Here is a 26,967-nt window from a genome sequence, read left to right as displayed (position 1 = left end):
GTGTTTTTTCAGGCAAGTTGGCCAAAGGGGGAATATGATATGAAAAATGTATATTGAGGCAGAAATGTTGGATCTCGAAATAAAACTTCACATTCTATTAACCCAAGGGCTCCAGCCATCAGTCAAAGCTCCGATGGGCCATCGAACGGCAAGGATCGAATTCAAGTTGTTGATACCGCAGATTATAGCTTTTCCCCACCGAGCAGGAGCTCCGTGATCAAGTCAGCGTCTCCGTTGCACGGTAGATGCGCCTGCATTGGCTAGAGCCAATGTTGCCGGAAGGAGCTGTGTCGAGCAGTTTGCATCCACAAAACGAGAGCACTTTGATGATCTATAAAAGAATCAAATACGCAATCGGCGCCCGGTCAATGTGTTGTATTGCATTGTATCGCCCGCAGTCTTGATATTCTTAGCCCATTGGCTTGCTTGTTGTCTGGCTTGAGGTGTATCCCGAAAAACGTTCACAGCCCTTCAATTTATATACAATTGACGCTTTTCTAAATCGGTTTCTTCCAATACACCAGCGCATCTTCTCCGTTGTAATACCCCTTGCGACGTCCCAGCCGTTGAAACCCTGCCGATTCGTACAGGCGGATTGCCGCTTGATTGGAAGCCTTCACTTCCAGAGTAGCCCAGCGGCAGCCTGCTGCTCTCGCTTGGTTCAGCAGTTCTTCCAGAATCCGCCGGCCCAAGCCCTGTCGTCGGTGCTCGGGATCCACCGCCAAGGAGATGATATGCGCTTCTTCTTCAATACGCCAGAGAATGCCGAAGCCCACCAGCTCTTTTGTCACCTGCGTCGGCGAGGTGGGGCCTGGAGAGGGAAGGGGGAACTCGGCTCGGCCCGAGCCACACGGGGCGCCAACGGCAACGGGTTCCGCCACTACCCCAATCACCGTGCTTGTGGGTCGTTCCAGCTCCGCTCGATATCCCTGTTCTCCCCAGTATCCCCCATAGCACCGCCGATCCAGCTCCAGCAGTTGGGGCAGGGCGGTGATGTCCAGCACCTGCAGCCGATAACTCGTACCGCTCATGGTGGCCTAGTCTCGCAATTCGCAGAATTCCGCCAACAACAACTGCCCCAAGGGATCGTCATCGGGAGCCGCGTAGGGCAAGGCTCTGCGGCTGATGCTCAAGATGTTGCCCCCCGATTGGGGATGGTGCTCCACACCGCTTTCGCGAACAGGCTTGAATTCGTAGTCGATCCCTTCGGTGAAGCCGGCTTCCTGTAGGTAGTCTTGGGCGGCTTTGAGGATCCCTTCTCGCAGTTGCGCTTTGACCGCAGGGGCCATGAGGTGGCGAACAAACCACTGGGCGCTGGCGGGATCCACCTCGGCCAGGTATTGGAGGGCAGGGGTCAACACGGCGGGGCGCTCTTGAGGGGACAAGCCGTTCACCTGCTGAGCTACCGCGGGCACATCCCGCCGTTGCATCGCCTGGATCAGGGCTTGTGTGGCTGGAGAAAATGAGGGATCCGACACTTGGCTCATGGCTGGGGGTACCAGAGGGATTCGAGGGTGCGAACAATGGTCTCTGCTTGCTGTAGGGAAGAAGTGGTCGGCAGACAGACGGTTACATGGCCCAGTTTCCGCCCTGGGCGGGCAGGGGTTTTGTGGTACCAATGCACCGTGGCATTGGGGAGCTGGGCCAGGCGCTGCCGCTTTTCTGGGTAATCGCCGGTGGCATGCTCATAGCCCAAGAGGTTCACCATCACTGCCCCCGCGCACTTGAGGGAGGGATCCCCCAAAGGCAGGCCGAGGATGGCCCGCAGGTGTTGCTCGAATTGTGAGGTGTGGCAGGCTTCCAGGGTGTAGTGGCCGGAATTGTGGACCCGCGGCGAGATTTCGTTGATCCAGATCCCGGCCTTGGGATGGGGGGGCGGCACCCAGAACAGCTCGATGCCAAACACGCCAACTGCACCCAATTTTTCCATCAGATCGGCTGCTAAGCGCCGGATCTCGGCCTCGGTGGTTGGGGGGATGCGGGCAGGCACCAGGACATGGCGGCAGATTTGCTCAATCTGCACAGTTTCCACCACCGGGTAAACCCGGATCTCTCCCTTCAGCCCCCGCGCTACCATCACCGCCAGCTCCCGCTCGAACGGGATCCATTCCTCCAGCAATAGCGGGATCCCCTTGGATTGGCCAATGGCCTGCTGCAAAGCCACTCGGTCGCGCAAGATGCAGGTGCCCTGCCCATCGTAGCCCTGCCGCCGTCGCTTGAGCACCACCGGAAAGCCCAACCCGGCCAGGTCTGCCGAATCCAACACCGCCTCCAGCGGAAAAAAAGTCGGCACCGGCAACCCCAACCCCGCCAGGAACTGCCGTTGGTGCAACTTGTCCAGCAGCGGCTCTAGCGTGCTGAGGCTGGGACGAAAGCGGGATCCCTCCGGATCCAGTTTTTTCAGCTCCGGCAGAGGGATAAACTCGTTTTCAAAAGTAACCACCGGGCAGCGCTCCAACAACTGGGCCGTGGCCTGGCTGTCGGCTGTGGATCCCCAAACCACCCCATCGGCCACTGCCACCGCCGGATCGGTGGGAGCAGCAGCCTGCACGATCAGCGGGATCCCCATCTGGCGAGCCGCCAAGGCCAACATCTGCGCCAACTGCCCGCCGCCGATCACCCCCACAGGTTGGGATCTCTGAGTTTCTGGGGATACCTGGGGTTCCACAGCCGTACCGTTATACTGAGTAGTGGGTCGCTATCCATCGCTTCTTGGATCCAGAACCCCATTATGGGATCCCTTGCCCTCCAGCGCTAGGAGAAAAACGGTGGAACCCTCTCAACCCTCTGAGCTGAGAGCTCTAATCAACCGGGCTTTGGCGGACAAAGTCTTGACTCGCGCCGAGCAACAGCAGATTCTCAGTGCCGTCATGGCCGATCAAGAAATTTCCCCAGAAGAGCACGAGCTGCTGGAGTCGGTTGTGGAGCGCCTGAACAGCGGCGAGATCCGCGCCGTCGATTAAACCCTGTCTTCAGGTTGAGATTGCCCTCAAGACTTTGGAGAACTAGACTCCAGTCTGTCCTCGAACGCCGGGTATTCTGCTTGTATCCTTGGGCTCATCCCGTCGGGTGGATCGCCTAGAATAATCCACAACCCACCTCTTTCTGCTGCCATGAGTTCTCACTCTTCAGATTGGTTCACGCGGGCTCGCCACATTTTTTACGGCACGGCCACTGCTCTGGTGGAAATCCTGCAAGACCCGGAAAAGCGCACCGAAAACCTCAACCGCCTCTCGATGGACTTGGGCCAACTGGCGGCAGAGCTGGAGCAAAAGGGAGAGTTGATCGAGCAGGAGGCAGTTCGTTACGTTGAGAGTCTCAGGGATCCAGCCGCCAACGCCCCCTCGGCAAGTCCTGACTCTGAAGCGCCTGTCGAGAATGCTCCCCCGACACCAGCTTCCTCCCCCAACAAGCCGGCTATCTCCAGAGAAGAGATGGCTGAGTTGATGGAGCTGATCCATCAGATTGAGTCCTTGCGCCTGGATTTGGAGCGGTTGCGCACCTCGTCCTGAGTCCTGTGCGGTTCGATATCCTTACCCTTTTCCCCGAATTTTTTGAAACGCCGCTGCGCATTGGGCTGGTGGGCAAAGCCCTACAGCAGGGGATCGCCGAAGTCCACTGCACCAATCCACGCGACTTCGCCACCGATAAGCACCGCCGTGTCGATGATGAGCCCTACGGGGGTGGGGTGGGCATGGTGCTCAAGCCAGAGCCTTTCTTCGCTGCTGTCGCCTCCCTGCCCCGGTTGGATCCCTGCGAGATCATTCTGCTGACGCCCCAGGGGCAACCGCTGAACCAGGCGCTGCTGCAGGAGCTGGCCCAGAAAGCGCAACTGATCCTGCTGTGTGGCCAGTACGAGGGCTTTGACGAACGCATCCGCCAATACCTGGCCACCCGCGAGGTGTCGCTGGGGGATTTTGTCCTGACGGGGGGGGAAATTCCGGCGCTGGCCCTGATCAACGGCGTGGTGAGGCTCTTGCCGGGCACTGTGGGCAAGGTAGACTCGTTAAAGAGCGAAAGCTTCCAGGCGGGGCTGCTGGACTATCCTCAGTACACCCGCCCGCCAGAGTTTCAGGGGCACAAGGTGCCGCCGGTGCTCCTCTCAGGCGACCATCAAGCCATTGCCCGTTGGCGTCTGCAGCAGCAGCTGGTTCGAACCTGGCAAAGGCGGCCAGACCTGTTGGCCAAGCGCCCCTTGACCGCCGAAGAGCAACAGTTGTTGGCAGAGGGGTTGGCGGAGCAGCACCCTGGCGTGAACGATGTGGAGAAATGAAATCATGCTCGGCAATCTTCTCAACCGTCTCCTGAATCCATCGCTTGTCTCCTGGCGTGGGATCCCCTCGCCCCCAGCACTGCTCCTGGTGGGAATGGCCTTGAGCTCGGTTCTGAGCGGTTCTGGGGTGGCCCTGGCTCAAACTCAAAGTGGAAGTGTCAACGAGGCCATTCGCCGCGACAGCAATCCCCCTCTGTTGGATGGCACCAGCATCAACGTCAACGATCTCTTCCGGGCTGCCGACTTCCTCTCCCGCCAAAGTGCTGCTTCCCGCTGGGACGGCAAGGCCAGCGTTGATGCTGCTGTGGAGCAATTTAACCAATCCCGCCGCCGCTCCCTCCCGCTTTCTCCCGGTTCCTTGGCACCTGAGCCCACCCCCACTCCCTAAGGTTGGATCCCATTCCCGGTAAATCTGTTAGGATCGCAAAGCCGATCCCGTGCCTGCTGAAATGCGGTACACCGTTTTCGGGATCCATTAGGAGAACACCGCCGTGGTTAAGAGCACCCCCTCCAGCAAAACCGATACGGAGCAGCGTTTGGATCCCGCCAGCCGGGGTCACTCCAAAGACAGTTCCACCGCACCCAAAGGGATCCTGGGTTTTATTCAAGAGACCCGCACAGAATTAAGCAAGATTGTTTGGCCGAGCCGCCGGCAATTGATCGGCGAGTCGGTAGGGGTCTTACTGATTGTGTTGGCTTTTGCTTCCTTCATCTACCTGGTCGATCAAGTGTTTGCTTGGGTAGCCACTCAGCTGTTCTTGTGATGTTCTGTCCTGAGGGGCAAGAGAGTCATGTTCAAGGATGGCTACAGGGAGGATGTGAGGTGATGAGGCCAGAGCAGCAGCGAAAACGTCGTGGGGGCCGTGTGGAGCACTTTGAGCCTGCAGACGCGATCCCGGAACCAGACGAGGGGGAAGGTCAAGAGCGTCGCAACCTGCGCTGGTACGCCGTGCAGGTGGCCTCAGGCTGCGAGAACAAAGTGAAGAGCACCCTGATGCAACGGGCGGCTGCTTTGGATGTGGCGGATCAAATTGTCGAGGTGGTGATCCCGAAGCGGACGGGCTTCAAGCTGGATCGATCCGGCAAGCGCCAGGAGCAAGAGGAGAAGATTTTTCCCGGCTATGTCCTGGTGCGCATGGACATGAACGACGACACTTGGATGGTGGTGAAAACAACCCCCAACGTGATCAACTTTGTCGGCACCGAAGAAAAGCGGGCCTACGGTCGCGGTCGGGGGCATGTTACACCGCGTCCCCTCAGCCAAAGCGAAGTCCAGCGCATCTTCAGCAGCGTCGAGGTGGAGGAAGTGCCCCTCAAAATCGACATGGCCCCTGGGGATCGCATCGAGGTGCTATCCGGCCCCTTCCAGGGTTTCTACGGCGAGGTGGTGGAGGTCAGCCCAGAACGGGGCAAGCTCAAGGCGTTGATCTCGATTTTCGGGCGCGATACCCCGGTAGAATTAGAGTTTGGTCAAGTGCGAAAAGAGGTGTAACTGCGTTTCATGGCTAAGAAGTTGGTGGCCGTGGTCAAGTTGGCCATTCAGGCGGGCAAGGCCACCCCCGCTCCCCCCATTGGCCCAGCCTTGGGTCAACACGGGGTCAACATCATGGCCTTTTGTAAGGAGTACAACGCCAAGACGGCGGATCAGGCCGGGATGGTGGTACCGGTTGAGATCTCCATCTTCGAGGATCGCAGCTTTACCTTCGTCCTCAAGACGCCGCCGGCTTCGGTGTTGATCAAGAAGGCTCTGGGCATTGAGTCTGGCTCCAGCGAGCCCCACAAAACCAAGGTGGGATCCCTGACCCGAGCTCAACTGCGCCAGATCGCCGAGCAGAAGCTGCCGGATTTGAATGCCCACGATGTGGAGGCGGCCATGAAAATTATTGCCGGAACTGCTCGCAGCATGGGGGTGACGGTGGTGGATTGATGGAGGGATCCCTTGCCCGGTCTGAGGTGTTCACGGTCTTGAAAAAGTTGTTCTAGCAAACCACTGTGGGGGAGAGAAGTTCTCGCCAGTACCCCGAGGAGAAACGATGGCTCGAAAGCTTTCCAAACGTATGCAGGCTTTGCGGGAGAAGGTGAAGCCCATTGCCTATGCTCCCGAAGCGGCTTTGGCCCTGATGAAAGAGACGGCCACCGCCAAATTTGAAGAGGCGGCAGAGGTTCACATCCGCCTGGGGATCGACCCCAAGTACGCCGACCAACAACTGCGCACCACTGTAGTCTTGCCCAGGGGCACCGGCCAAGAGATCCGGGTGGCGGTGATTGCCCGTGGCGAGAAAGTGGTGGAGGCCCAAAATGCAGGGGCGGATCGGGTTGGATATGAAGACCTGATCGAGGAAATCAGCAAGGGCATGATGGATTTTGACCTTCTGATCGCCACCCCCGATGTGATGCCCCAGGTGGCTAAGCTGGGGCGGCTGTTGGGGCCGCGCGGCCTCATGCCTTCTCCCAAGGGGGGAACGGTGACCATGGATCTGGCCCAGGCGATCAAAGAGTTTAAAGCCGGCAAGCTGGAGTATCGGGCAGATCGCACCGGCATTGTGCATTTGATCTTCGGCAAGTGCAAGTTCCCCGTCGAAGCTCTGCTGGAGAACCTAAAGGCAGTGCAGGAGTCCATCGATCGCAACCGTCCCTCTGGAGCCAAGGGCAAGTATTGGCGAACCCTACACGTTTCTGCTACAATGGGCCCCTCGATTGAGGTTGATATCAATGCCCTGCGGGAGCTGAAGTTGGCGACCTAAGCCTGGCTTCGGCGCTGCGATGGGTTGAAAAGGGTTTGAGTGAGTGAATTTGGAGGAGGATCCCGGCAGAACATCTTTCCCCAGTCGAATAGCAAGCCGAAGACAGCAGGTGCCCGCGGGCTTAATGTCCTGCCGAGGTTTGAGCGAAGTTCAAAGGGATCCCTTCTTGGATCGCTTTTGATGGTGCGCTTATCTCCATGCGTCTCGGCCACGGCTGGGACGCATTCTGTTTGGCAGAACCCAGATTCACCACCCGTTAACCCTGGGTGACCATTGACAACAAAGGAGGTGAGCGCATGGGCAAGCAACCTTTAGCGAAGAAAGCGGAGATCGTCGATAAAGTCCGATCCCTGCTGCAGGCCAGCCAAATGGTGCTGGTGATCGACTACAAGGGGCTGACCGTTGCGGAGATGGACCAACTGCGGGCAGAGCTGCGCAAGTCGGATTCGGTTTGCATGGTTGTTAAGAATACCCTGATGCGGCGAGCCATCGCCGACCAAAAAGCTTGGGCAGGGATCATTCCCTTTTTGGCGGGGCCGACGGCCTTTATCTTGATTCGGGGCGATATTTCAGCCGCCCTGAAGGCGTATCAAGATTTTGCCAAGCAAACCAAGAAAACCGAGTTCCGCGGTGCTGGCATTGAAGGGCTATCCCTGACCTTGGAGCAGGCCAAGGCCATCGCCGAGCTACCGCCCAAGGAAGTGCTCATGGCCCAAGTGGCGGGCAGCCTCAAGTCGGTGGCCACCGGCCTGGCGGTCGGGCTCAATGCTGTGCCCACGCAAGTGGCGCGCGGTATCCACGAGATCCCAGCCTCTCTGGGGCGGGCCATCCGGGCCATTGCCGACAAGGAGGCCGCATAAAGGGCTTCAGTTCATCAGCCCAAACCTGTGTATCGATTCTGTTACCCCCAAGGAGAAACCATCATGTCTTCAGAGCGCGTTGCAAAGATTTTGGAAGAGTTGAAAGCCTTGAGCTTGCTGGAAGCTTCCGAGCTGGTGAAAGCCATCGAGGAAACCTTTGGCGTCAGTGCAGCAGCCCCAGCCGGCGGCATGGTCATGGCAGCTCCTGTGGCAGCGGCGGCGGCAGCTCCGGCGGCAGCCCCTGAGCCGGTGGAAGAGCAAACTGCCTTTGATGTCATCCTCGAGGCTGTGCCAGCCGACAAGAAGATCGCCATCCTCAAGGTGGTGCGCGAGTTGACCGGCTTGGGTCTGAAGGATGCCAAAGATCTGGTCGAGGCGGCTCCCAAACCCGTCAAAGAAGGGGTTGCCAAAGAGGAAGCCAACGACATCAAGAAGAAGCTGGAAGAAGCCGGCGCTACCGTCAAGATCAAGTAGTTCAAGTTACGGGGAAAGCGCTTCTTTCTGGTCTAACGAGAAATCCAATCGAGACACTCAAACCCAAGAAGGGGGGCTGCTTCGGCCCCTCTTTTGGGTCTGCCCGACCATTGGCGTGGGTTCGGGATCCCTGTCCCCTGCTGCGTCGCACTTCCACCTCTCCGTGAGCTTTCAAGAGGGCAGCCAGCTTGCGACGCATGACGATGCTGGGTTTATCGGTAAACATGTGCTGCTCCGCCTTGATATCGAGGGGAACGTCATAGTCGGTGCTTTCCAGAACCCGTTGATCCTCAAGGGTCACCTGCCGATCGAAGGCGATGATACTCTCAGCACTCACCTCTGCTTCTGAATCGTTGCGCAAACAGAATTGCACCACCTGCGAGGTTTGGTCGTCGATGGGGGCAGCCCCTGTGAAAATGATGTGGACAAGGCCGTTGGGATAGGTGATCTTGAGCTTGCGACTGAAGGGCATAAACCAAGTGCTCTCTAGGATACGCACGGTGCGATCCTCCGACATCCGCAAGTTTTGCTTCTGCAGGTCGCTGTTGAACACCGGCAAAACAGAGGTGGCCCGAAGGCCGTACTCCAGCTCTTCAAGGCTGTCCAGATCGGGGGGTACAGGCTCGGAGATCACCCCAAAGCTCTGCTGATGGACGAAGTGGGGATGGGCATTGTCAAAGGAGTTTTCCATCAGGCGCAGGCCAGCACATTTCCAGACCTCATAGAACTGATGAATTTGGCGAAACCGGGGATCCGCCACCTCTGAGATCTCGGGAATATCGGTCAAGGGATCCGCCAATGCCACCCAAACATAGCCATAGCGCTCTTGGCAGCGAAACCCCTCCACCTTGTAGGTGCGAGGGATGAAGTTGTCTGTAAGTTGGGGTACCTTCACACAGGTGCCAGAGCCGTCAAATTCCCAGCCGTGATAGGGGCAGCGGATGTGGCCATTGCAAACAACCCCTTTGGAAAGTTGGGCCGAGCGATGGCAGCAACGATCCAAGACGGCGCAAGGCTGCCCTGACTCATTGAGCCAAAGCACCAGAGGAGTCTTCAGCAGCGTGAAAGCTTGTGGGCCGGTTTCCAGGGCCGACATCGGGATCACGGGGTACCAAAACCGCCTCAAGACAGGTTGCTGGGTAACAAGCATAAACCCGCTCCACAAGCTCTAGTTCGGAGAATCATGAGCTGGCTTTTCGTGAGCCTAGGTGGCTCAAAGCACCGCCCCCCCTGAAAAAGATAGGCGTTGAAATGGCAGAAGTCCGTATAAGCCAACACAGCTTTGCCCTGGGCGCGTTTGTGCATCGATGGCTACCCCTCTGCCCGGGGATGGGCTATTGATCGAAGGAAGCAGAGAAGCGTCGGTGGGCTTCTGTTGGCATGTGGCTGTGGGGAGAGGTGGAAAGGTGCAAAACGAATTGAACCCCAACCGAGATCTCCGTAACACAGGGATCCCGGCCCAACCTACTGCAGAGTCCACCTCCCCCAAACCAGAACCGGCTGCTGAGAGCCGGCCAAACCAACTGACGGATCCAGATCCTCGCCTCAGCCGTTCTCAACAAAAACGAGAGCAGGAACGCCGCTCCTTACCTTGGCGTCTGGGGCTGGCCAATGTGCTCTCGGCAGGGTTGCATTTCATCGCGATGAGCTGGGTGGGTTGGCAGCCTAGGATCCGGGAAGAGGAGGAGATCCTCCCCTTTCAGTGGGTGGAGGTGGCAGACGAGCCGCCCCCAGAGCCGCAGTGGATTGCGCCCGTCTCCGCCCGTGAGTCCGGTGTCTCTGAACCTCGGGATCACGTATCGGTGCGGCAGTCGCAAGTGGCCAATCCAGGTGAATGGGTAGAGGTCACTTCTGCAACGGCACAGCCTCTGCTCGCCTCAGCCGCAGGGAGTCCTGTCCCTGAGATCCTTTCTCCGCCGACAAGGGAGCTTGAGGTGCCCCAGCCCGCCCGGAACTCTGCCTCTCCTCAGCAGCAGCCAGAGGCCAGGTTAGAAAATCTGTCAGCGGGTTTAGCAGCTCTGGAGCAGGCAGTTGCCGATCACAATTGGGCGGAGGCGCTACATCTGACGGAAGAATGGCTGGATCACTGGCCTCTGTCCTCTCTGCAGCGCCAGCAACTGCAGGACTATCGTCAGCATCTGCAAAGCCTACTGGCTACCTCCTCGGCAGCAGCAGTGGAGACCAAATCGGCTCAGATCTCTCCTGCTCAATCCCTCAAGCCTCAACCCGAAAGAGCAGCAAGTTCTCCTGAGGTTTTGCCACAACCCTACTTGTCGGCTCCAGCGGATCCGCATCCAACTTTGCCCTCTCCAGAGCCGATCGCAGCCCCGTTGGAAGAGCCTTCTCCCACCTTGCCCCCGACTTTTCCTACCGGATCCCACAACTCCGACTTCGGTCGCACCAGTGGGATCGAGTCCTCTCAGGCAGGCCCACCCAGCCTAAATGCCACCGCCGATCCGGATTGGGGAGACTACTTGGCTCAATTCCAAGAAAGGGTTCGCCAACACTGGATGGTACGGCGGGCATCCGGATCCTACGTAACGGTGGTGCAGGTGCGTCTGGATCGACAGGGATCCCTGCGGGAACTGCGCCTGCAAACCCCCTCAGAAGATCCCCTATTGGATGCAGCCGTGCTCAGTGCCATCCAGCGCTCAGCTCCCTTTCCGCCTCTGCCCGAAAGCTATGTTGGCGAAGAACTGATGCTGGAAATCGACGTGCTGAGCGGATCCCTGCAGGCTGGCTCAACCCAGAATCCGAGAAACTAGCTCGGATCCTCAGGCAGGGCTACAGGCCCTTCTCGGAGAAGTTCGGATTTCAATCCCAGGTGGGTTCCGAGTGTCGGCAATGGCCTAGGCCATAGATTTGCGGCGGTTCCGCCGGACGGCTACCGCTTTGCGCTTGCGCTTTTCTAGGTTGGTTTCAAAGTGCCGATGGTTGCGCAAATCCCGCAAAATGCCCGCCTTAGAAACCTGGCGCTTGAAGCGGCGCAGCGCAGATTCGATCCCTTCGTTTTCGCCAATCGTCACTTGGGTCATAGGAAAGACATCTCCTCCGTCAATCAAATGGGTTTGGTTACAACAGGGATCCCTATCGTGACATACTCCCGACTCCGACTGCTGGCAGTACGGAGCGGGCTTCTCGCTTCAAAGTGCTACGCACCGCTGACGCGAATGGGGAGCTAGTGCAAGAACCCTCCACGAGCAGACACGGGATGCCCCACCGCGTAGTTGTACCAGATTCCGGCAATGCCGTTTTGCACAGCCAGGTTGATTATAGAACAGGGGATGTCCGCCTTTCATTCCGACCCTCGTCCTACGGACAGAGGGCGGGGCTTCAAGGACTCCGTCCCGCTAGCGCGAACGGCGGCCTAGCTAAACGATCGCCACACCACTGCTTGCTGCCACAGTTCGTGTTCACTGCGCCCGGCTGCCAAAGTTGAGCCCCGAAACCACCTCACCTTCCCTCAAATTCACAACAAATGAGGCCGTTGTCCCAGTGGGGGGCGGGGGAGAGGGTGCTGGAGTTGGGCTGGGGGCACTGCCGATTACCGATTGCACAAAACCGGCGAAGCTAGACACCCGCGTATACACCCCATAGAAATTGGGCTGGGCGCAGCCTCTGCCAAAACTGGTGATCCCGGCCAGGGCAAAACCCCTGCCGCTGGGCACAATCAAAGGCCCACCACTATCGCCCTGACACGCATCGACTCCCCCCTGAGGAAAGCCGGCGCAGAGCATGGTATCTAAAATGGTGCCATTGTAGGATTCGGGCGCATTGCACACCGCATTGGAGACGATGGGAACGGTGGCCTGCTGCAAATCTTGGGGAAAGCCGCTGGCTTCCTCGTTGTCCAGAGCACGGGGGAAGGTAGCTCCCCAGCCGAGGATGGTGGCGGCAGTGCCAGGGGCCGTCAGGTTGGTTTGGTTGGGCTGCACCAGCGGCAGGGTGGCCAGAGCCACTGGCCGAGAAAGGCGCACCAGGGCAATGTCATTCCCCCCAGGCTCCCCCACCTGGGGGTTGTAGCCGGGGTTGAGGACAATTTGCGCGGCGCGAATGCGTTGACCGGCGCCGATTTGTAGGCGGTTGGTACCCAACAGCAGATCCAGATCTTGGGGATTCACCTGCCGGCCTTGCTCGTCGAAAAAACAATGGGCAGCGGTAACTACCCACTCCGGCGCAATCAGGGATCCGCCGCAAAGCTGCGCTTGAAAAGGATCCGGCTCAGCCGCCCTCAGCAAAGCCACCATCCAGGGAAAGGCTCCTTCGGGAGCAGGACTGCCGCCCACAATCCGCTCCAGCCCCAAGCCTGAGCGCGGCGTGGTGAAGATTCGCCCTGGGGGCAAAAGGGCGGTGACGCGGTAGATGCCAGGGGGCAAGTTGGAGAAGCGGAAGTTGCCGCCGCCGTCGCTGACGGTGCTGGGCTCCCCCGGGTCGAGGCGGCCATTGCCGTTTAAGTCCAAAAAGGTGGCGATGCCCGGCAGCCCCGGCTCCCCCGGATCCCGCAGCCCATTGCCGTTGAGATCGTCGAAATGGGATCCCTCAATTCGTCCTGTGGGAGGAGCTGAGACTGGGGGAAGCGGGCGACTGGAACCCCTGCCGCCACAGGCGCTCACACTCAAGGCCAGACACAACCCCAGCGGAATAGACCAAGAGCGAGCCAAGCCAAGGGGGGAATGGGATCGCGAGAGATGAGGCATGGTCAGATTCTGATACATTTACGCTGAACACTGCTGAACATCGCTGTTCAACTATGCAGCGATAGCATTCTGTTTGTTTCCAACCAGAATGGCGGTATCCCGCAAAGCTTTGAGTAGAATACCCAAAGCGCAGTTTCCGTGTCGTCTTACTACCAATTTTCTGCTTTGCTCTGGCTACCATGTTGGCAGACTCGAAAGTAAACAGAAAGATCAACTGGTAGTAATCCGTACTGAACATATTATACATTATTTTCAGTATAGTTGAGCTTATTATTGACTAGAGTCATGCTCCAAAGCCAGCCGGTTGTGCTAGCCAAGGATATCCTACCGGCGAAGCCTAAGGATTGCGCAACCGGGAACGCTTCCCCCCGCGGCCGGCTCTCCCGAGTTGCCCCAAGACCCCAATGCCCACTTTTGCCTCTTGCCGCCCGTGCACCTGGGCAGTAAAACCAGGGTGGGAGGGTGTGTGGCAGATGAATATCGCGGTCTTGGGGTTCAAAGGGGGCGTGGGCAAAACCACTACAGCGGTGCATTTGGCCCTCTACCTTCAGCAAAAACAAGGGGCAGCCCCTTTGGGTGGGTCGGGGATGGCCCTGTTGATCGACGCCGATCCCAATCGCTCGGCCTCTCGCTGGGCAGAACGGGGATCATCCTTTCCTATCAAGGTATTGGCCGGGGATCCCACCACTCCCACGCCCACAGGCTTTCAGCACACGGTGATTGACACCCCTGCCCGTCCCACCTCGGAACAGTTACACGCTCTGGCGCAGCGGTGTGATCTGCTGCTTTTGCCCTGTTCCCCGGATGCCTTGGCTCTAGATGCCTTGATGCTGACCGCCAAGGCCCTAGACCGGTTGGGGGCAAAGCACTACAAGGTCTTGCTGACGCTGGTTCCCCCCTGGCCCAACCGAGATGGAGCGGAGGCCCGCAACTTTCTCAAGCAAGTCGGGATTCCTCTCTGCCACCATTCCATTCGCCGCACGGTGGCTTTTCAACGGGCTGCTCTGGAGGGGGTCTGTGTTCACGAGATCCCAGAGCCGAGAGCCAAACAAGCTTGGTCAGACTACGTTGCTGTGGGGGAGGAAATCTCGTCATGAGCAAGTTTGAGCGCCTTCTCGACCGGCAGCCAGAGGGGATCCCGGCCCGACCCGCCCCGAAAAAGCTGAGCGCCCAAGCCTACAAGATTCCAGAACCCAAGCCGACCCTCGAGCAACCGGAAGCAGGCGCCAAGCCCAACAGCTCTGAGTACGTCAAATTGACGGCCTAAATCCCCAAAGAGACCCACCGAGCCGTGAAGCGCATCCTGTTGGAATCGGATCAAGATCTTTCGGAGCTGATCGAGGCGCTGCTCAGCCAGTGGCTGCGTTCTCAGTCGGGAAAGGTTTGAAACCAAAATCTGGGGAAGGGGGGCATCGCGGACCCCACAGCCGCATAGGATCCCGCTGTCGGGGATCGGAGGGAGCCCACAGATTCCAGTTGAGAGCCAGATAAGAATAAGATGAAGGGGCGTGAGGCAGGGATCCCCGAACGCGAGGTGGGGCCGTTCGCAATAGCGGGACGGAGCCTTTGGGCACGCTGCGCGAGGGGAAGTCTGTGTTGGGAGGATGTCACGCTCTTTCAGGTGCAAAGGGATCCTTTATGCAAGCCATCACCTTGCTCGGCTCCACCGGCTCGATTGGCACCCAAACTCTGGACTTGGTGGCCCAGTATCCGGAGCGTTTTCAGGTTGTTGGCCTGACCAGCTACAGCAACGTTGCCCTCTTGGCCGAGCAGGTACGGCGGTTTCGGCCCCAGATGGTTGCCATTGGCCGGGAGGAGCTGCTGCCGGAGCTGCGGTCGCTGCTGACGGGGATCCGACCGCTGCCGGAGTTGGTGGCCGGAACGGAGGGGCTGTGTCAGGTGGCGGCTCACCCGGCGGCCCAGCGGGTGGTGACGGGGATCGTCGGCTGCGCCGGTTTGTTGCCAACCCTGGCGGCCATCCGTGCCGGCAAAGACATTGCCCTGGCCAACAAAGAAACCCTGGTGGCAGGGGGGCCGGTGGTGCTGCCCTTGGTGCGGCAGTACGGGGTGAACCTGATCCCCGTCGACTCTGAGCATTCGGCCATTTTCCAGTGTTTACAGGGGGTGCCCGCGGGATCCCTGCGAAGAATCCTGTTGACTGCCTCGGGTGGCGCCTTTCGGGATTGGCCTGCCGAAAAATTGGATCAGGTCACCCTGGCCGATGCCCTCAAGCATCCCAATTGGGTGATGGGGCGCAAAATCACCATCGACTCGGCTACCCTAATGAACAAGGGCCTGGAGGTGATCGAGGCCCACTGGCTGTTTGGCCTGGACTACGACCACATCGACATCCTCATCCACCCGCAGAGCATTGTCCACTCCCTGATCGAACTGGCCGATACCTCTGTTCTGGCCCAGTTGGGCTGGCCGGACATGCACCTGCCCATCCTCTACGGCCTCAGTTGGCCGGAACGCCTGGCTACCCCCTGGGATCCCCTCGATTTGGTCAAGCTGGGATCCCTCACCTTTAAGGCTCCGGATCACCGCAAGTACCCCTGCATGGAGTTGGCCTATGCCGCTGGACGGAGGGGGGGAACGCTGCCGGCAGTGTTGAATGCGGCCAACGAAGCGGCGGTGGCCCTGTTCTTGCAGGAGCGCATCCGTTTTTTGGATATTCCCCGTCTCTTGGAGCGGGTTTGTGAGCGGCATCAAGTCATTGCCGATCCCAGCCTGGAGGACATTTTGCAGGCAGATGCCTGGGCACGGCGGGAAACGGCGCAACTGGCCCAGCAAGCCCCGGCTCAGGTTCTGGTCTGATCCCTACCGGGGGGATCCGGCTGAGCGCTAGAGTGGGAGAGGATGCAGGGAGCAAGTGAGTGACCGGATCGGGATCCCATCTCCGACAGTTGGCCCATTATCTGCGCCCCTATCGACGACAGGTGGGGTTGGGCATTGGATCCCTGCTCTTGGTCAATGGCCTGGGGGTGTTCCTGCCCTGGTACGTCAAGCTGGTCATCGATGACCTGAGCCAGAACCTGGCCACTTTGTCGGACCGGCGCATTGCCCTTTACGCCTTGACGGTGCTGGTCGTCTCCAGCCTGATGATGGGCATTCGCATTGCCTCGCGGGTGTGGATGTTTGGGGTGGGACGGCAGGTGGAGTTTCACCTCAAGCAAGCCATCTTCGAGCATTTGCTCACCCTGCAGCCTTCCTACTTTGCCCAGCAGACCATTGGGGACATTCTCACCCGCATCACCAGCGATGTGGAAAACATCCGCCGCCTGTTGGGGTTCGCCCTACTCAATTTGGCCAACACGATCTTTGCCTATGCCACCACTCTGCCCGCCATGTTTGGCATTGAGCCCCGTCTGAGCACCTTGGCGCTGTCGGTGTTTCCGGTGATGTTGGTGCTGGTGAAGTTGAGCAGCAACCGCCTGCAGCAGGAGCAGCTCCAGGTGCAGCAGGAGTTGGCGGATCTGAGCGATCTCATTCAAGAGGACCTGAACGGCATTGCCCTGATCAAGGTGTACAGCCAGGAACAGCACGAGCAGCGGGAGTTTCGCCGCCAGAACCAGCGGCTGCTGCAGGCCAATTTGCGCTTGGCCCTCACTCGCAACTTGCTTTTCCCTTCTTTGGTGGCGCTGGTCAGCCTCAGTTTGTTGCTACTGCTGGCGGTGGGGGGGCCGCAGATTGCGGCAGGGACGCTGACCATCGGGGATTTTTCGGCCCTCACCCTCTACGTGGAACGGTTGGTATTTCCCACCGCCCTGCTGGGCTTCACCATCACGGCCTACCAGCGGGGGCAGGTCAGCTTGGAGCGGATCGATGCTCTGTTGGGGGTAGAACCCACCATCCGAGACGCCCCAGGCGCTTTGCCGTTGCCTCTGGAAAAGGTGCAAGGCCGCATCGAGGCCAGAGGTCTCGCGTTTGCCTTCGCCGGCCCTGCGGCAGCTCCGGCTCTAGAGGATTTGCACTTTTGCATAGAACCGGGCCAGATGGTGGCGGTGGTGGGGCCGATTGGGGCGGGCAAGTCCACTCTGGCCAATGCCTTGCCTCGGCTGCTGGAGATCCAGCCGGGGCAACTGTTTTTGGATGGGCGGGATATCACCCGTCTGCAACTGGGATCCCTGCGCCGGGCCATTGCCTATGTGCCCCAGGAGAGCTTCCTGTTCAGCGCCACGGTCCGGGATAACATTCGCTACGGCAAGCCAGATGCCGAAGATTGGGAGGTGGAATGGGCTGCCAAAGCCGCCCACATCCACGCCGAGATCCTCAACTTCCCCAACGGCTACGACACTCTGGTGGGAGAGCGGGGCATCACCCTCTCCGGTGGCCAGCGACAGCGGGTGGCCTTGGCCCGGGCTTTGCTGGTGGATGCTCCCATCTTGATCCTGGATGACTCTCTCTCCAGCGTGGATAACCAGACGGCTCAGGCCATTCTTCGCCATCTGCGTCGGGTCACGGCCCAGAAAACGGTGATCTTCATCACCCATCGCCTCACGGCTGCGGTGGAGGCCGATCAGATTTGGGTGATGGACCAGGGCCGCCTTGTGCAGAAGGGATCCCATGCCGAATTGCTGGCGGACGAGAAGGGCCTCTACGCTTCTCTGTGGGCCAAGCAGAAGCTGGAGGAGATACTGGCCTGATTTCTTCACCCCTGGCTCCTCTCCCAAGGTAAAGAGGGGATCTCGCTGGCGCTCTGGTCGGAAAGGGGGTTGAGCGGCTACCGTAAGCTGCAAAGCAGGGAGGAGTGGTGGAATGGAGACTGTTGGGATTGTTCGCGCTAGGGGTGCGGAGCGCCCTCTGTGGGAATTGCTCAGCCAAGCCGGGATCCAGCCTCAATTGGCCCAGGGATCCCTGGAGGGGGTGCAAGTTTGGAGCCTCTGTGCCGACTCCCGCCAGGTGCAGGCCGGGGATCTCTTTCTGGGGATGCCGGGATCCCGCGTGGATGGAGGTAGCTTCGTGGCCCAAGCCCTGGCGGCAGGGGCAGTGGCGGCCCTCATTTCCCAAGAGGCGTGGGAGAGCGTCAGCGGAGAGGCTGGATGGGGAAGTCAGCCCGTCCTGGTTTTGCCTCGCGCCAGCCTGAACAGGGCCGTGGCCCAGGTGGCGGCAGCTTTCTATGGGTTTCCCGCCCGCCAACTGACCTTGGTGGGGGTGACGGGCACCAATGGCAAAACCACCACCACCCATCTCATTGAACATTTGGTGCAGGCTGCCGGTCGCTCCACCGCTTTGCTGGGCACTCTGTACAACCGCTGGCCGGGCCACAGCGAAGTTGCTCCCCACACCACCCTTTTTCCGCCTGAACTGCAGCGCAGCCTCAGGGAAGCCCAGAGAGCCGGGGCGGAGGTGGCGGTGATGGAGGTGAGCTCCCATGCTCTCGCTCAAGATCGGGTGTGGGGATGTTCCTTTGCCGCTGCCGTCTGGACCAACCTTACCCAGGATCACCTGGATTTCCACGGCAGCATGGAGAACTACTGGCAGGCCAAAGCCACCCTCTTCCGACAGGAATATCTCCAAGGGCGGGCGGTGATCAACGCCGACGATGCTGGGGGACGGCGGCTTTTGCAGGCCATCCAACCCTCTTTGGATCCCTGGGCCTATTCTCTGCAGCCTCTGGAAGGGATCCCCGGCCTCTGGCCCAGCAACGTTCAATTGCACCCCAACGGCTTACAGGCGACGTTCCACACCCCCTCTGGCGCCTTTGCCGTGGCAGCCCCCCTGGTGGGATCCTTCAACCTGGCCAACCTGCTGGCGGCGGTGGGGGTGGCGCTGCACTTGGGGATCCCTGTCGAGATCATCCAGTCGGCCCTGCCCCACTTTCCGGGCGTACCGGGGCGGATAGAGCGGGTGACCCTGCCGGGGCAGGATATCGCGGTGATTGTGGACTATGCCCACACCCCCGACGGGCTGGAAAACCTGCTCAAGGCCCTGCGCTCCCAGGTGCAAGGTCAGCTTATCTGTGTCTTTGGCTGTGGCGGGGATCGGGATCGGGGCAAACGACCGCAGATGGGACGCATTGCCGCCACCTGGGCCGATCAGGTGATCGTTACCTCCGACAACCCCCGCACCGAAGATCCCCAGCAGATCCTACGGGATATTTTGGCCGGGATCCCTGGATCCCCCAGGGCGGTGGAGGTGGATCGGCGGCAGGCCATTCGCCTGGCCATCCTCGCAGCCCAGCCAGGGGATACGGTGGTCATTGCCGGCAAAGGCCATGAGGACTACCAGATCCTGGGCACCGAGAAGATTCACTTCGACGACCGGGAAGAAGCCCGTGCCGCCCTGGCCCTGCGCCTGGACAGCCATAGCCCCTCCCGATAAACTCCTCTCTCTCTTCGGAAGAGGGGCTGGGGGTGAGGATTGCCAACAGCAAGTCAAAAGGCTTACAGTTGCCCACATGGGCTACCTAAAGATGGGCTAGACTCAGTACAACGAGAAGCACAAGCCCTATGCCTTCTTCTTCCGTGGATGTTCGCGAGCTACCCCTGTTTCCCTTGCCGGAGGTGGTACTGTTTCCGGGCCGCCCTCTGCCGCTGCACATATTTGAGTACCGCTACCGCATGATGATCAACACCATCCTGGAGACGGATCGCCGCTTTGGGGTGCTGATGTTCAATCCCCAGACGGGATCCCCGGTGCGGGTAGGGTGTTGTGCTGAGGTGTTGCAGGTGCAGCGCTTGCCGGATGACCGTATGGACATTTTGACCTTGGGGCAGCAGCGCTTCCGCGTCTTGGATTACGTGCGGGAAAAACCCTTCCGGGTGGGGCTGGTGGAATGGATTGAGGATGAGCCGACCACCCCTTCCGATGACCTGCAGGGCTGGGTGCGCCAGGTTACCACTCTCCTTCAGGATGTGGTGCGTCTCTCGGGCAAGCTGATGGAGCGGGATGCAGAGTTGCCGGAGCAGCTCCCCACCACTCCCATAGAATTGTCCTACTGGGTGGCCAGCCACTTTCATGGAGCCCCCCAAGAGCAGCAAGCTCTGCTGGAAATGGTCAGTACCGAAAGCCGGCTGCGCCGGGAAGCCGAAATTCTTGAGTCCACCCGCAAGCACTTGGCCGCCCGCACGGCCCTCAAGGATCTGTTCACGGAAATTTCCTGAGGTTCCTGTCAGTTGGTCAGGTCTGCTCCCATCTGTTCTGGTGGCTCTTGTGGACCTTTCCAGAGAGTGCCCTTTGCCTTTCTCGACCAGGCAGAGCAGAATGCTTCCCCCGGAAAGGTTGGGTATTTCTTGAGGATCCCTTCCCCGTTTTTCATGGCCTACGCTCGCCGCTACTTGCGCTTTCCCTCTCAGATCTTGGGCCGGGAAATGGAGATGCTCCACTTCGGGCATCACGGCTACCCGCTGATCTGTCTGCCCACCAGCAACGGGCGTTTTTTCGACTTGGAAGATCGCGGCATTATCGCCAGCCTCAGCCATCATCTGGAACAGGGCTATTTGCAGGCTTTTTGCGTGGAAACCCTGGATTGGGAGACCTTTTTCAACCGCGAGCTGGACTTGCCCCAACGTCGGGATCGTTGGCTGTTGTTGGAGCAGCACTGGGTAGAAGAGCTGATCCCCTACGCCAAGGCCGAGGCGCAAAATGAGTTTCTGGTGGTGGCTGGGTTTTCCCTGGGAGCTACCCATGCTGTCAACCTCACCTGTCGGCATCCCGGCCTAGTGCGCCGTTGTTTGGCTCTGGGGGGGCCCTACGATGTGGCGGCTCTCGGCTCTGTCACCGGCTGGGATCCCCAACGGGCAGAGCAGGAGCTGTATTTCATCAACCCGCTGGCCTATATGTCCAACATGAGCCGGCAACTCTGGGATCACTTGGGCGGGCGCAACACCGAGCTGAAGCTGCTCACCGCTCGCCACGACCACTGCCTCAGCGACAACCTGCGTCTGGCGGAAGTGCTTAGCCGCAACAACATCCCCCATCAACTGGAGGTATGGGAGGGGAATCACGATTGGCCCACTTGGCAAGCGCAAATCCGCGCCTTCGCGTAGGATCCCTTGCAGGGAATAGCTTTTGACGAGAGAGCTTTGATGATTGAAGACTATTGGGTTGGCAGCCTGCACTTCAGCGAGCCTTTCGGGGACGATACTCTGGCTCGCCTCAACGCACTTCCCCCTGTTCAAGCTCGCAACGGCCAAACTTACAAGATCCGGGCCGAACATGTCACCATTCATGAGGTGAACCTGGATTACCGCACCAAGTATCGCTTGATCCTGGATCGCTTCAGCTACCTTTACCCCCAAGCCATCGGCCTATTCATGGGCTTTGCCTTTCGGGGGGTTTACCTCATCAACAACCCCTTTAGCTTTTATTACTACCTGCGCAACAAAGATGCTGCCTACATGGTGGTCAAAGAGCTGGGGATCTCCATCCCCAAAACTTACATTCTGCCCCCTAAAGAAGCCCCCGCATTGAAAGCAGAAGATTTTAAGTATCACAAGTTTTTCGATTGGCAGGGGATGGCGGAAGATCTGGGCTGGCCAATTGTGATTAAGCCGGCGGAGGGGCGAGAGGCCATTGGAGTAGAAATAGCCCACAACATGGAGCAGCTCCTCTATTTTTACGACCGCTCTGGATCTCAGGTGATGATGATCCAAGAGAAGGTCAAAACCCCTTACCCTTGGCAGATTCGCGCCCTCTGCATTGGCCGAAAGATCATTCCGATCAAGTATATCTTTCGCAAGTTCGATGCCAGCGAATATCTGTTTGATCCAGAATTTCTTACCCCGGAAATGGGCCAGAAAGTCATCAATACCTGTCGGATTATCAATCGAGTTTTGGGCTATGAAATGAACTCGGTGGAGCTATTTATCGACGAGCAGGGAGAGCTCCAGGCCATCGACTTTAACAATCCGGTGCCCGATGGGCGGCTCAAGGCTTTGGGAGAGATCTTCTATAACGATTACCAGCAGGCCCTTTGCGATTTGGTCTTGGACATCGTGCGGGAACAGCGTCCTTTCGACTTCCTGCCCCCAGATATCAACCGCTTTGCCCACATTGCCCGACGGGCCGATCTCACCCGCGAGCAGAAGTTTCAGATGGCTCTGGATTTGGCCAACCGTTACTACGAGCCCAGGGATCCCGATTAAAATCAAACCAGAACCCAAAAGTGTGGTTTTCCGCCGGAGAAGTTGTGGACGGGCAAAGGAGCAGCAGCGTGGTTTCCGACCCCGTTTCAGGGTGGTACGTGATCAAGCAGGCGCAGGGATCCTGCCAGGTGCTGCATTTGGCGGCGGGGGATCTCCTCTTGAGTCGGCAAGAGCATTGGGGGCCTTTTCCCGGCCAAGCTGAGGCGATTGGGCGGCGGGTTGGTCTGATCCGAGCAGGCAAATGTCAACCGGGTTGAAATGGCGCTGGTGCCACGATATTCGCGAGATCCCAGCAGGGGCCTGGCACGCCTTGCAAACGGAGCGCACCTCTCCTTTTTTGGAATACGAATGGTTGCACAGCCTAGAAAGCTCAGGTTGTGCCAGCCGCAAGACGGGGTGGCTGCCCTGTCACTTGTTGGTGGAGGCGGACGGCCAGTTGATTGCTGCTGCCCCCTTGTATTTGAAAAGCCACAGTCAAGGGGAGTTTGTCTTTGACCAAGAATGGGCTGCAGTTGCCGGCCAATTGGGGGAACGCTACTACCCGAAGTTAATCGGCATGGCCCCCTTCACTCCGGCTACGGGCTATCGCATCCTCGTCCATCCCGAGTATTCGGAAGCAGAGGTGTGGTCGTTGATGCTGGCAGCCATTGACCGGTTTTGCCAAGAGAAGGATATTTCGGTGTTTAGCTTGCTTTATGTAGATCTGGACTGGCGGACTCAATTGGAGTCGGATGGATTTACGCCCCGGATCACCCACAACTACCAGTGGCACAACCCCGGCTACCGCTCTTACGAAGACTTTTTGAGCCAGTTCAATGCCAACCAGCGGCGCAACATCAAGCGAGAGCGGGCTGCAATGGAAAAAAGCGGCCTAGAACTCAAGATTTACACAGGAGAGGAGATCACGCCCCGCCTGTTGTCTCTCATGTACGACTTTTACAGCAACACCTGCGCCCAATTTTGGAACTGGAGCAAATATCTCAATCGCCGCTTTTTCGAGTCTCTCTATCCCAACTATCGGGAGCGAGTTGTGCTGGTGGCCGGGGAGCGGGATGCAGAAATTGTGGGGATGTCTTTTTGTATTCGTAAGGGAGATCGCCTCTTCGGGCGCTACTGGGGTTGTCGGGAGGAGGTGAAGTTTTTGCACTTTAACGTTTGCTACTACGAGCCGATTGCCCTCGCCATCCGAGAAGGGATCCGCAACTTTGATCCCGGCGCAGGGGGATCCCATAAGATTCGACGGGGATTTCCGGCCACGCCTGTGTACAGCTACCACCGCTTCTACAGCCGAAGGCTACAACAGGTTTTGGTGCCCTACCTAAACCGGGTTAACCCTCTCATGTTGGCCGAGCTGGAGAACGTGAATCAAAACGAGGTTCCTTTTCGAGAAGATGTTTTGCCTTCTCTATCTGCTTTGACCAAGGAGTGAACCACTTCATTGGATGGGGTTTTCAATCCCGTAAGCAGTTGGCGGCTGACATGCTTTTTGCCTTGCTACAGCTTTTTCCGGCAATGCTGACTCCAGCCAACACAGACCTGACCTATGGTTGTAGTTACTTCGAATTTCGGCGAAACGGCTTAATGGAACATCCGATCCCTTCCGTCCTTCCTGATCCCGTCAAACCTGGGGATCTTTTGATGTTGGAGATCACGGCCCTGACCCCCCAAGGAGATGGCATTGCCCACACGGCAGGACTTGGACAAGGGCGAGTGGTGTTTGTGTCCCAGGCGGTGCCCGGGGATCAGGTGGTGGCCCAAATAACCGAGATCAAGCGCAACTACTTGGTCGGGCGAATTCGGTCGCTGGTTTCTCCCTCTCCCCAACGGGTGCGACCAGCCTGCATTGTGGCGGACAAATGTGGTGGCTGCCAATGGCAACATGTCAGCTATGCCCAGCAATTGGCCACCAAGCAGCAAATCCTCAGGGATGCACTGGAGCGGATTGGCGGTCTTGCTCTGCCGGAGCCTGTCCCCATTTTGGGATCCCAGCAGCCGCTGCGCTATCGCAACAAGGTCACCTACCCCATAACCAAACCGGAGGGCCAGCCCTTGCGCATGGGCTACTACCAACGGGGCAGCCACCGCCTGGTGAACCTCAACCAATGCCCCGTGCAAGACGAGCGGCTGGATGTGTTCCTGAGGGAAATCAAGCGCGATCTTCAAGAAACGGGCTGGAGTGTCTACGACGAAAGTCGTCACCAAGGTCATCTCCGCCACTTGGGTTTGCGCATCGGTCGCCGTACCCGCGAGGTGCTCCTGACCTTGGTCAGTTGCAGTCGTCGCCTGCCCCATCTGGAAAGCTGGGCCGAACGCTGGATGCAGCGCTACCCTGACCTGGTGGGGGTCTGTCTCAATCTCAACTCGGCCCGCACCAATGCCATCTTCGGCCCGGAGACTGAGGTGATTGCCGGTCGGGGGTCTTTGCGGGAGGAATTTGCCGGTTTTTCCCTCTGGATCGACAGCACCTCTTTCTTCCAGGTCAACACAGAGCAAGCAGAAGCCTTTTTTACCTGGATAGCCGACCAACTGAACCTGCGGGGAGAGGAAACCATCCTGGATGCCTACTGTGGCATCGGCACCTTAACCTTGCTGCTGGCGCAACGGGCGAAACGGGTGGTGGGGGTGGAAGCTTTGCCGGAAGCGGTGGCCCAAGCCCGCTACAATGCCCAGTTCAACGGTATCGCCTCAGCCCAATTTTTCCAGGGCACGGTGGAACAGGTTTTGCCGACCCTGCCCCCTGCCGACATTGTGGTGCTGGATCCGCCGCGGCGCGGCTGCGACCGCCAAGTGCTCGAGACCTTAAAGCTGCGGCGACCACCGCGCATCGTTTACATTAGCTGTCACCCTGCCACTTTGGCGCGAGACTTACAGGTCTTATTGGCAGAGGGCTCCTATCGCCTCACCCAATGGCGGGCGGCTGACTTCTTTCCCCAAACCGGGCACGTGGAGGGGGTGGCCTTTCTGGAGCGAGTTTGAATTGGAAAGGATCACGCACCTTGGCAAGACCTCAGTCGCCCAGCACTGTGCAGCGGAGCAAAAGATACAGTCGTTTCGCCTATTTCCTTTCTTCCCTTGAGAGAGGGGCCAGGGGTGGTCGCGTTGGCGGCGCGGAGCGCTTGGGAGCGGATTCACCGGTTGGGAAAGCGCACCGTCGAGGGGCCGCAAATGCTAACGTCAGAGTAGGGATCTTCCGGCCTAGCAAGGGATCCCGTTACCCTGGTTTTTGGCTTTTTCCCCAAGATCTGGATGTTGAGAGCTGGAATTGTCGGCCTGCCCAACGTAGGCAAATCTACCTTGTTCAACGCCCTCTGTGAAAATGCCAAAGCCGAGGCGGCCAACTTTCCCTTCTGCACCATTGAGCCGAATGTGGGGCGGGTGGCGGTGCCCGACGAGCGCTTGCAGGTGCTGGCCAAGATCAGCGGTTCTGCCGAGATCATCCCCAGCCAAATCGAGTTTGTGGATATTGCCGGGCTGGTGGCTGGAGCCAGCAAGGGGGAGGGTCTGGGCAACCAGTTTCTCTCCCACATTCGCCAGGTGGACGCCGTGGTGCATGTGGTGCGCTGCTTCCAGGACGAGAACATTGTGCATGTGGCCGGATCGGTGGATCCCTTGCGGGATATCGGGGTGATCAACTTGGAGCTAGCCTTGGCGGATTTGGCCCAGATCGAGCGGCGCATAGAGCGGGTGCGCAAGCAGGCAAAGTCCGACAAAACCGCCCAACTGGAGTTGCAGGCTCTGGAACAATTACAGGCTGCCTTGGACGAGGGCAAGCCGGCTCGCCTGGTACCCCTCAGCCCAGAAGAAGAGCAGTTGATCAAAGGGTTGGGGCTGCTCACCCGCAAAAGAGTCATCTACGCCGCCAATGTGGCGGAAACGGATCTGGCCAGCGGCAATGCCTGGGTGGAGCAGGTGCGGCAATTTGCCGAGGCGGAAGGGGCAGGTGTGGTGGTGGTCTCAGCCCAGGTGGAGGCGGAACTGGTGGAGCTGCCCCCCGACGAGCGACAGGCCTATCTGGATTCGTTAGGGGTAAAAGAGGGCGGGCTGAAATCTCTCATCCGAGCCACCTACGAGCTGTTGGGCTTGCGCACCTACTTTACCTCTGGCCCCAAAGAAACCCGCGCTTGGACGATCCCCGTCGGAGCTACAGCTCCTCAGGCAGCCGGGGTGATCCACTCCGATTTTGAGCGGGGCTTCATCCGGGCCGAGACGGTGGCCTATGCCGATCTGGTGGCGGCGGGATCCCTGAATGCCGCCAAAGAAAAGGGCCTGCTGCGCAGCGAAGGCAAAGACTACGTCGTCCAGGAAGGGGACGTGATGCACTTCCGCTTCAATGTCTAGTTCCCTATCCTCCTGCATCTCTCAGGCAAGCTGGGTTTTCTCAGAAACTGAAGACTTGCTCCCTGTCTTTAGGCAAAAAGACTTAACCCGCCCTGGACAAGGGATCCCAGCGCAGCTCCGGCTGGGTCTGAGAGGGGGCCTTTTCCTAAGAAAACGGTTGACGCTGTAACGAAACATCACAATAATTGGACTAGATAAACAAATGTTTTAGGGATGTATTGATGGATCTGCTGCAATACGGCCCGATGGCCTGGGTTTACATGGCGATCTTTGCCTCTATCATTTGGTGTATTTGGGGTCGTTCGGAAGACGACATCATGTTCTAGAGTGGGATGAGTTCCTCTGCCGACTCAGGCCAACCCCAGCGTCTGAGTTGGCGGAGGCTCTTCCCCAGGTTGCATTCTGCAAGCCGGAGACGCCGAAGCATTTCACTGGATTTCAGCCATGCGTGGGGCTTGGGCCATAGTATCCTGAGCTGCGGGAGACTCTTTC

At 58.8% G+C, this 26,967-nt stretch carries 29 protein-coding genes, 1 pseudogene and 1 other annotated feature; of the genes and pseudogenes, 23 read left to right on the top strand and 7 right to left on the bottom strand.

Features of this window, described 5'->3' with window-relative positions:
* Positions 1-497: 497 nt before the first annotated feature.
* The 3 genes from rimI to ACVWVQ_RS08025 are packed head-to-tail and all read right to left on the bottom strand — an operon-like array spanning position 498 to position 2,668.
* Positions 498-1,031, bottom strand: coding sequence for a ribosomal protein S18-alanine N-acetyltransferase (rimI, locus tag ACVWVQ_RS08035; protein WP_457507845.1), 534 nt, complete (start codon positions 1,029-1,031; stop codon positions 498-500).
* A gap of 6 nt (positions 1,032-1,037) precedes the next feature.
* Entirely contained in the window at positions 1,038-1,487 is a 450-nt protein-coding gene (locus ACVWVQ_RS08030; RefSeq protein ID WP_457507843.1) for a hypothetical protein, read from the bottom strand.
* Positions 1,484-2,668, bottom strand: coding sequence for a 5-(carboxyamino)imidazole ribonucleotide synthase (locus ACVWVQ_RS08025; protein WP_457507841.1), 1,185 nt, complete (start codon positions 2,666-2,668; stop codon positions 1,484-1,486). The genes ACVWVQ_RS08030 and ACVWVQ_RS08025 overlap by 4 nt, the downstream gene beginning before the upstream one ends.
* A gap of 100 nt (positions 2,669-2,768) precedes the next feature.
* Here ACVWVQ_RS08025 and ACVWVQ_RS08020 point away from each other — a divergent pair, with 100 nt between their 5' ends.
* From ACVWVQ_RS08020 to rplL, 10 genes are all read left to right on the top strand, one after another.
* Positions 2,769-2,963 carry a hypothetical protein gene (locus ACVWVQ_RS08020; protein ID WP_041436399.1) on the top strand — a complete coding sequence of 65 codons (195 nt, stop codon included), beginning with the start codon at positions 2,769-2,771 and terminating at the stop codon, positions 2,961-2,963.
* Positions 2,964-3,113: 150 nt separating this feature from the next.
* Entirely contained in the window at positions 3,114-3,512 is a 399-nt protein-coding gene (locus tag ACVWVQ_RS08015) for a hypothetical protein (RefSeq protein WP_414329472.1), read from the top strand.
* Positions 3,513-3,517: 5 nt separating this feature from the next.
* Entirely contained in the window at positions 3,518-4,273 is a 756-nt protein-coding gene (gene trmD / locus ACVWVQ_RS08010) for a tRNA (guanosine(37)-N1)-methyltransferase TrmD (protein WP_457507839.1), read from the top strand.
* A gap of 4 nt (positions 4,274-4,277) precedes the next feature.
* Positions 4,278-4,661: a hypothetical protein gene (locus tag ACVWVQ_RS08005; protein ID WP_457507837.1), complete on the top strand. Its 384-nt coding sequence runs from the start codon at positions 4,278-4,280 to the stop codon at positions 4,659-4,661.
* Between the two features lie 103 nt (positions 4,662-4,764).
* A complete protein-coding gene (secE, locus tag ACVWVQ_RS08000) occupies positions 4,765-5,037 on the top strand; it encodes a preprotein translocase subunit SecE (RefSeq protein WP_414329112.1) in 273 nt (90 codons plus the stop codon).
* A gap of 62 nt (positions 5,038-5,099) precedes the next feature.
* The gene (gene nusG / locus ACVWVQ_RS07995; protein WP_011432848.1) at positions 5,100-5,765 is read left to right on the top strand and encodes a transcription termination/antitermination protein NusG; all 666 of its coding nucleotides are present in this window, start codon (positions 5,100-5,102) and stop codon (positions 5,763-5,765) included.
* A 9-nt stretch (positions 5,766-5,774) separates the two neighbouring features.
* Positions 5,775-6,200 carry a 50S ribosomal protein L11 gene (gene rplK, locus ACVWVQ_RS07990; protein ID WP_011432849.1) on the top strand — a complete coding sequence of 142 codons (426 nt, stop codon included), beginning with the start codon at positions 5,775-5,777 and terminating at the stop codon, positions 6,198-6,200.
* A 106-nt stretch (positions 6,201-6,306) separates the two neighbouring features.
* Positions 6,307-7,017 carry a 50S ribosomal protein L1 gene (gene rplA / locus ACVWVQ_RS07985; RefSeq protein ID WP_011432850.1) on the top strand — a complete coding sequence of 237 codons (711 nt, stop codon included), beginning with the start codon at positions 6,307-6,309 and terminating at the stop codon, positions 7,015-7,017.
* A gap of 78 nt (positions 7,018-7,095) precedes the next feature.
* Positions 7,096-7,255: a sequence feature (ribosomal protein L10 leader region), on the top strand.
* A gap of 58 nt (positions 7,256-7,313) precedes the next feature.
* Positions 7,314-7,877: a 50S ribosomal protein L10 gene (gene rplJ / locus ACVWVQ_RS07980; RefSeq protein ID WP_011432851.1), complete on the top strand. Its 564-nt coding sequence runs from the start codon at positions 7,314-7,316 to the stop codon at positions 7,875-7,877.
* 63 nt (positions 7,878-7,940) lie between these two features.
* The gene (gene rplL, locus ACVWVQ_RS07975; protein WP_414329114.1) at positions 7,941-8,351 is read left to right on the top strand and encodes a 50S ribosomal protein L7/L12; all 411 of its coding nucleotides are present in this window, start codon (positions 7,941-7,943) and stop codon (positions 8,349-8,351) included.
* 1 nt (position 8,352) lies between these two features.
* Here the strand turns inward: rplL and ACVWVQ_RS07970 are convergent, their stop codons facing one another.
* The gene (locus tag ACVWVQ_RS07970; RefSeq protein ID WP_457507835.1) at positions 8,353-9,501 is read right to left on the bottom strand and encodes an aromatic ring-hydroxylating dioxygenase subunit alpha; all 1,149 of its coding nucleotides are present in this window, start codon (positions 9,499-9,501) and stop codon (positions 8,353-8,355) included.
* Between the two features lie 157 nt (positions 9,502-9,658).
* On the opposite strand from ACVWVQ_RS07970, the gene ACVWVQ_RS07965 reads away from it, so the two are divergent.
* The gene (locus ACVWVQ_RS07965; RefSeq protein WP_457507833.1) at positions 9,659-11,116 is read left to right on the top strand and encodes a TonB family protein; all 1,458 of its coding nucleotides are present in this window, start codon (positions 9,659-9,661) and stop codon (positions 11,114-11,116) included.
* 84 nt (positions 11,117-11,200) lie between these two features.
* On the opposite strand, the gene rpsU is transcribed toward ACVWVQ_RS07965, so the two are convergent.
* The 3 genes and pseudogenes from rpsU to ACVWVQ_RS07950 form a co-directional block, all read right to left on the bottom strand.
* Positions 11,201-11,386 carry a 30S ribosomal protein S21 gene (rpsU, locus tag ACVWVQ_RS07960; protein ID WP_011432857.1) on the bottom strand — a complete coding sequence of 62 codons (186 nt, stop codon included), beginning with the start codon at positions 11,384-11,386 and terminating at the stop codon, positions 11,201-11,203.
* 378 nt (positions 11,387-11,764) lie between these two features.
* Positions 11,765-13,066 (bottom strand): trypsin-like serine protease, encoded by a 1,302-nt coding sequence (locus ACVWVQ_RS07955; RefSeq protein ID WP_457507831.1) that lies wholly within the window; start codon positions 13,064-13,066, stop codon positions 11,765-11,767.
* Between the two features lie 33 nt (positions 13,067-13,099).
* Positions 13,100-13,283 (bottom strand): annotated as a pseudogene (locus ACVWVQ_RS07950) (hypothetical protein); the annotation flags it as partial.
* Positions 13,284-13,521: 238 nt separating this feature from the next.
* Here ACVWVQ_RS07950 and ACVWVQ_RS07945 point away from each other — a divergent pair.
* The 12 genes from ACVWVQ_RS07945 to ychF all read left to right on the top strand — a co-directional run bounded on the left by ACVWVQ_RS07945 (position 13,522) and on the right by ychF (position 26,475).
* Positions 13,522-14,145 carry a ParA family protein gene (locus tag ACVWVQ_RS07945; protein WP_457507829.1) on the top strand — a complete coding sequence of 208 codons (624 nt, stop codon included), beginning with the start codon at positions 13,522-13,524 and terminating at the stop codon, positions 14,143-14,145.
* Entirely contained in the window at positions 14,142-14,315 is a 174-nt protein-coding gene (locus ACVWVQ_RS07940) for a hypothetical protein (protein WP_457507827.1), read from the top strand. The genes ACVWVQ_RS07945 and ACVWVQ_RS07940 overlap by 4 nt, the downstream gene beginning before the upstream one ends.
* Positions 14,316-14,686: 371 nt before the next feature.
* Positions 14,687-15,865: a 1-deoxy-D-xylulose-5-phosphate reductoisomerase gene (locus tag ACVWVQ_RS07935; RefSeq protein WP_414329119.1), complete on the top strand. Its 1,179-nt coding sequence runs from the start codon at positions 14,687-14,689 to the stop codon at positions 15,863-15,865.
* A gap of 59 nt (positions 15,866-15,924) precedes the next feature.
* A complete protein-coding gene (locus tag ACVWVQ_RS07930) occupies positions 15,925-17,694 on the top strand; it encodes an ABC transporter ATP-binding protein (protein ID WP_457507825.1) in 1,770 nt (589 codons plus the stop codon).
* A gap of 112 nt (positions 17,695-17,806) precedes the next feature.
* Positions 17,807-19,372 carry a UDP-N-acetylmuramoyl-L-alanyl-D-glutamate--2,6-diaminopimelate ligase gene (locus ACVWVQ_RS07925; RefSeq protein ID WP_457507823.1) on the top strand — a complete coding sequence of 522 codons (1,566 nt, stop codon included), beginning with the start codon at positions 17,807-17,809 and terminating at the stop codon, positions 19,370-19,372.
* A 128-nt stretch (positions 19,373-19,500) separates the two neighbouring features.
* Positions 19,501-20,154, top strand: coding sequence for an LON peptidase substrate-binding domain-containing protein (locus ACVWVQ_RS07920; protein WP_414355826.1), 654 nt, complete (start codon positions 19,501-19,503; stop codon positions 20,152-20,154).
* A 66-nt stretch (positions 20,155-20,220) separates the two neighbouring features.
* Complete coding sequence (locus ACVWVQ_RS07915) at positions 20,221-21,039, top strand: alpha/beta hydrolase-fold protein (protein WP_457507821.1); 819 nt, start codon at positions 20,221-20,223, stop codon at positions 21,037-21,039.
* 39 nt (positions 21,040-21,078) lie between these two features.
* Positions 21,079-22,137, top strand: coding sequence for an ATP-grasp domain-containing protein (locus ACVWVQ_RS07910; RefSeq protein ID WP_414350608.1), 1,059 nt, complete (start codon positions 21,079-21,081; stop codon positions 22,135-22,137).
* A 68-nt stretch (positions 22,138-22,205) separates the two neighbouring features.
* Positions 22,206-22,394, top strand: coding sequence for a DDE transposase family protein (locus ACVWVQ_RS07905; protein ID WP_457507819.1), 189 nt, complete (start codon positions 22,206-22,208; stop codon positions 22,392-22,394).
* Entirely contained in the window at positions 22,379-23,566 is a 1,188-nt protein-coding gene (locus ACVWVQ_RS07900; RefSeq protein ID WP_457507817.1) for a GNAT family N-acetyltransferase, read from the top strand. The genes ACVWVQ_RS07905 and ACVWVQ_RS07900 overlap by 16 nt, the downstream gene beginning before the upstream one ends.
* A 152-nt stretch (positions 23,567-23,718) precedes the next feature.
* A complete protein-coding gene (gene rlmD / locus ACVWVQ_RS07895; protein ID WP_457507815.1) occupies positions 23,719-25,113 on the top strand; it encodes a 23S rRNA (uracil(1939)-C(5))-methyltransferase RlmD in 1,395 nt (464 codons plus the stop codon).
* Positions 25,114-25,383: 270 nt separating this feature from the next.
* Positions 25,384-26,475, top strand: a complete 1,092-nt coding sequence (gene ychF, locus ACVWVQ_RS07890; RefSeq protein ID WP_457507813.1) for a redox-regulated ATPase YchF — start codon at positions 25,384-25,386, stop codon at positions 26,473-26,475.
* Positions 26,476-26,967: the final 492 nt, after the last annotated feature.

This window comes from Thermostichus sp. MS-CIW-36, assembly GCF_054059035.1.
Note: the sequence above shows the minus strand (reverse complement) of the source record. Positions and strands in the feature narration are given on the sequence as shown.

What these genes read in the sequence shown, in the direction of transcription:
- ACVWVQ_RS07900 (WP_457507817.1), top strand. Translation starts at nt 22,379, where the DNA reads ATGTCAACCGGGTTGAAATGGCGCTGGTGCCACGATATTCGCGAGATC.
- ACVWVQ_RS07920 (WP_414355826.1), top strand. Translation starts at nt 19,501, where the DNA reads ATGCCTTCTTCTTCCGTGGATGTTCGCGAGCTACCCCTGTTTCCCTTG.
- rpsU (WP_011432857.1), bottom strand. Translation starts at nt 11,386, where the DNA reads ATGACCCAAGTGACGATTGGCGAAAACGAAGGGATCGAATCTGCGCTG.
- rplL (WP_414329114.1), top strand. Translation starts at nt 7,941, where the DNA reads ATGTCTTCAGAGCGCGTTGCAAAGATTTTGGAAGAGTTGAAAGCCTTG.
- rlmD (WP_457507815.1), top strand. Translation starts at nt 23,719, where the DNA reads ATGGAACATCCGATCCCTTCCGTCCTTCCTGATCCCGTCAAACCTGGG.
- ACVWVQ_RS07945 (WP_457507829.1), top strand. Translation starts at nt 13,522, where the DNA reads ATGAATATCGCGGTCTTGGGGTTCAAAGGGGGCGTGGGCAAAACCACT.
- ACVWVQ_RS07955 (WP_457507831.1), bottom strand. Translation starts at nt 13,066, where the DNA reads ATGTATCAGAATCTGACCATGCCTCATCTCTCGCGATCCCATTCCCCC.
- ACVWVQ_RS08015 (WP_414329472.1), top strand. Translation starts at nt 3,114, where the DNA reads ATGAGTTCTCACTCTTCAGATTGGTTCACGCGGGCTCGCCACATTTTT.
- ACVWVQ_RS07910 (WP_414350608.1), top strand. Translation starts at nt 21,079, where the DNA reads ATGATTGAAGACTATTGGGTTGGCAGCCTGCACTTCAGCGAGCCTTTC.
- ACVWVQ_RS07935 (WP_414329119.1), top strand. Translation starts at nt 14,687, where the DNA reads ATGCAAGCCATCACCTTGCTCGGCTCCACCGGCTCGATTGGCACCCAA.
- ACVWVQ_RS08005 (WP_457507837.1), top strand. Translation starts at nt 4,278, where the DNA reads ATGCTCGGCAATCTTCTCAACCGTCTCCTGAATCCATCGCTTGTCTCC.
- rplK (WP_011432849.1), top strand. Translation starts at nt 5,775, where the DNA reads ATGGCTAAGAAGTTGGTGGCCGTGGTCAAGTTGGCCATTCAGGCGGGC.
- nusG (WP_011432848.1), top strand. Translation starts at nt 5,100, where the DNA reads ATGAGGCCAGAGCAGCAGCGAAAACGTCGTGGGGGCCGTGTGGAGCAC.
- rplJ (WP_011432851.1), top strand. Translation starts at nt 7,314, where the DNA reads ATGGGCAAGCAACCTTTAGCGAAGAAAGCGGAGATCGTCGATAAAGTC.
- ACVWVQ_RS07970 (WP_457507835.1), bottom strand. Translation starts at nt 9,501, where the DNA reads ATGCTTGTTACCCAGCAACCTGTCTTGAGGCGGTTTTGGTACCCCGTG.
- ACVWVQ_RS07965 (WP_457507833.1), top strand. Translation starts at nt 9,659, where the DNA reads ATGGCTACCCCTCTGCCCGGGGATGGGCTATTGATCGAAGGAAGCAGA.
- ACVWVQ_RS08030 (WP_457507843.1), bottom strand. Translation starts at nt 1,487, where the DNA reads ATGAGCCAAGTGTCGGATCCCTCATTTTCTCCAGCCACACAAGCCCTG.
- ACVWVQ_RS07925 (WP_457507823.1), top strand. Translation starts at nt 17,807, where the DNA reads ATGGAGACTGTTGGGATTGTTCGCGCTAGGGGTGCGGAGCGCCCTCTG.
- ACVWVQ_RS07940 (WP_457507827.1), top strand. Translation starts at nt 14,142, where the DNA reads ATGAGCAAGTTTGAGCGCCTTCTCGACCGGCAGCCAGAGGGGATCCCG.
- ychF (WP_457507813.1), top strand. Translation starts at nt 25,384, where the DNA reads ATGTTGAGAGCTGGAATTGTCGGCCTGCCCAACGTAGGCAAATCTACC.
- rplA (WP_011432850.1), top strand. Translation starts at nt 6,307, where the DNA reads ATGGCTCGAAAGCTTTCCAAACGTATGCAGGCTTTGCGGGAGAAGGTG.
- rimI (WP_457507845.1), bottom strand. Translation starts at nt 1,031, where the DNA reads ATGAGCGGTACGAGTTATCGGCTGCAGGTGCTGGACATCACCGCCCTG.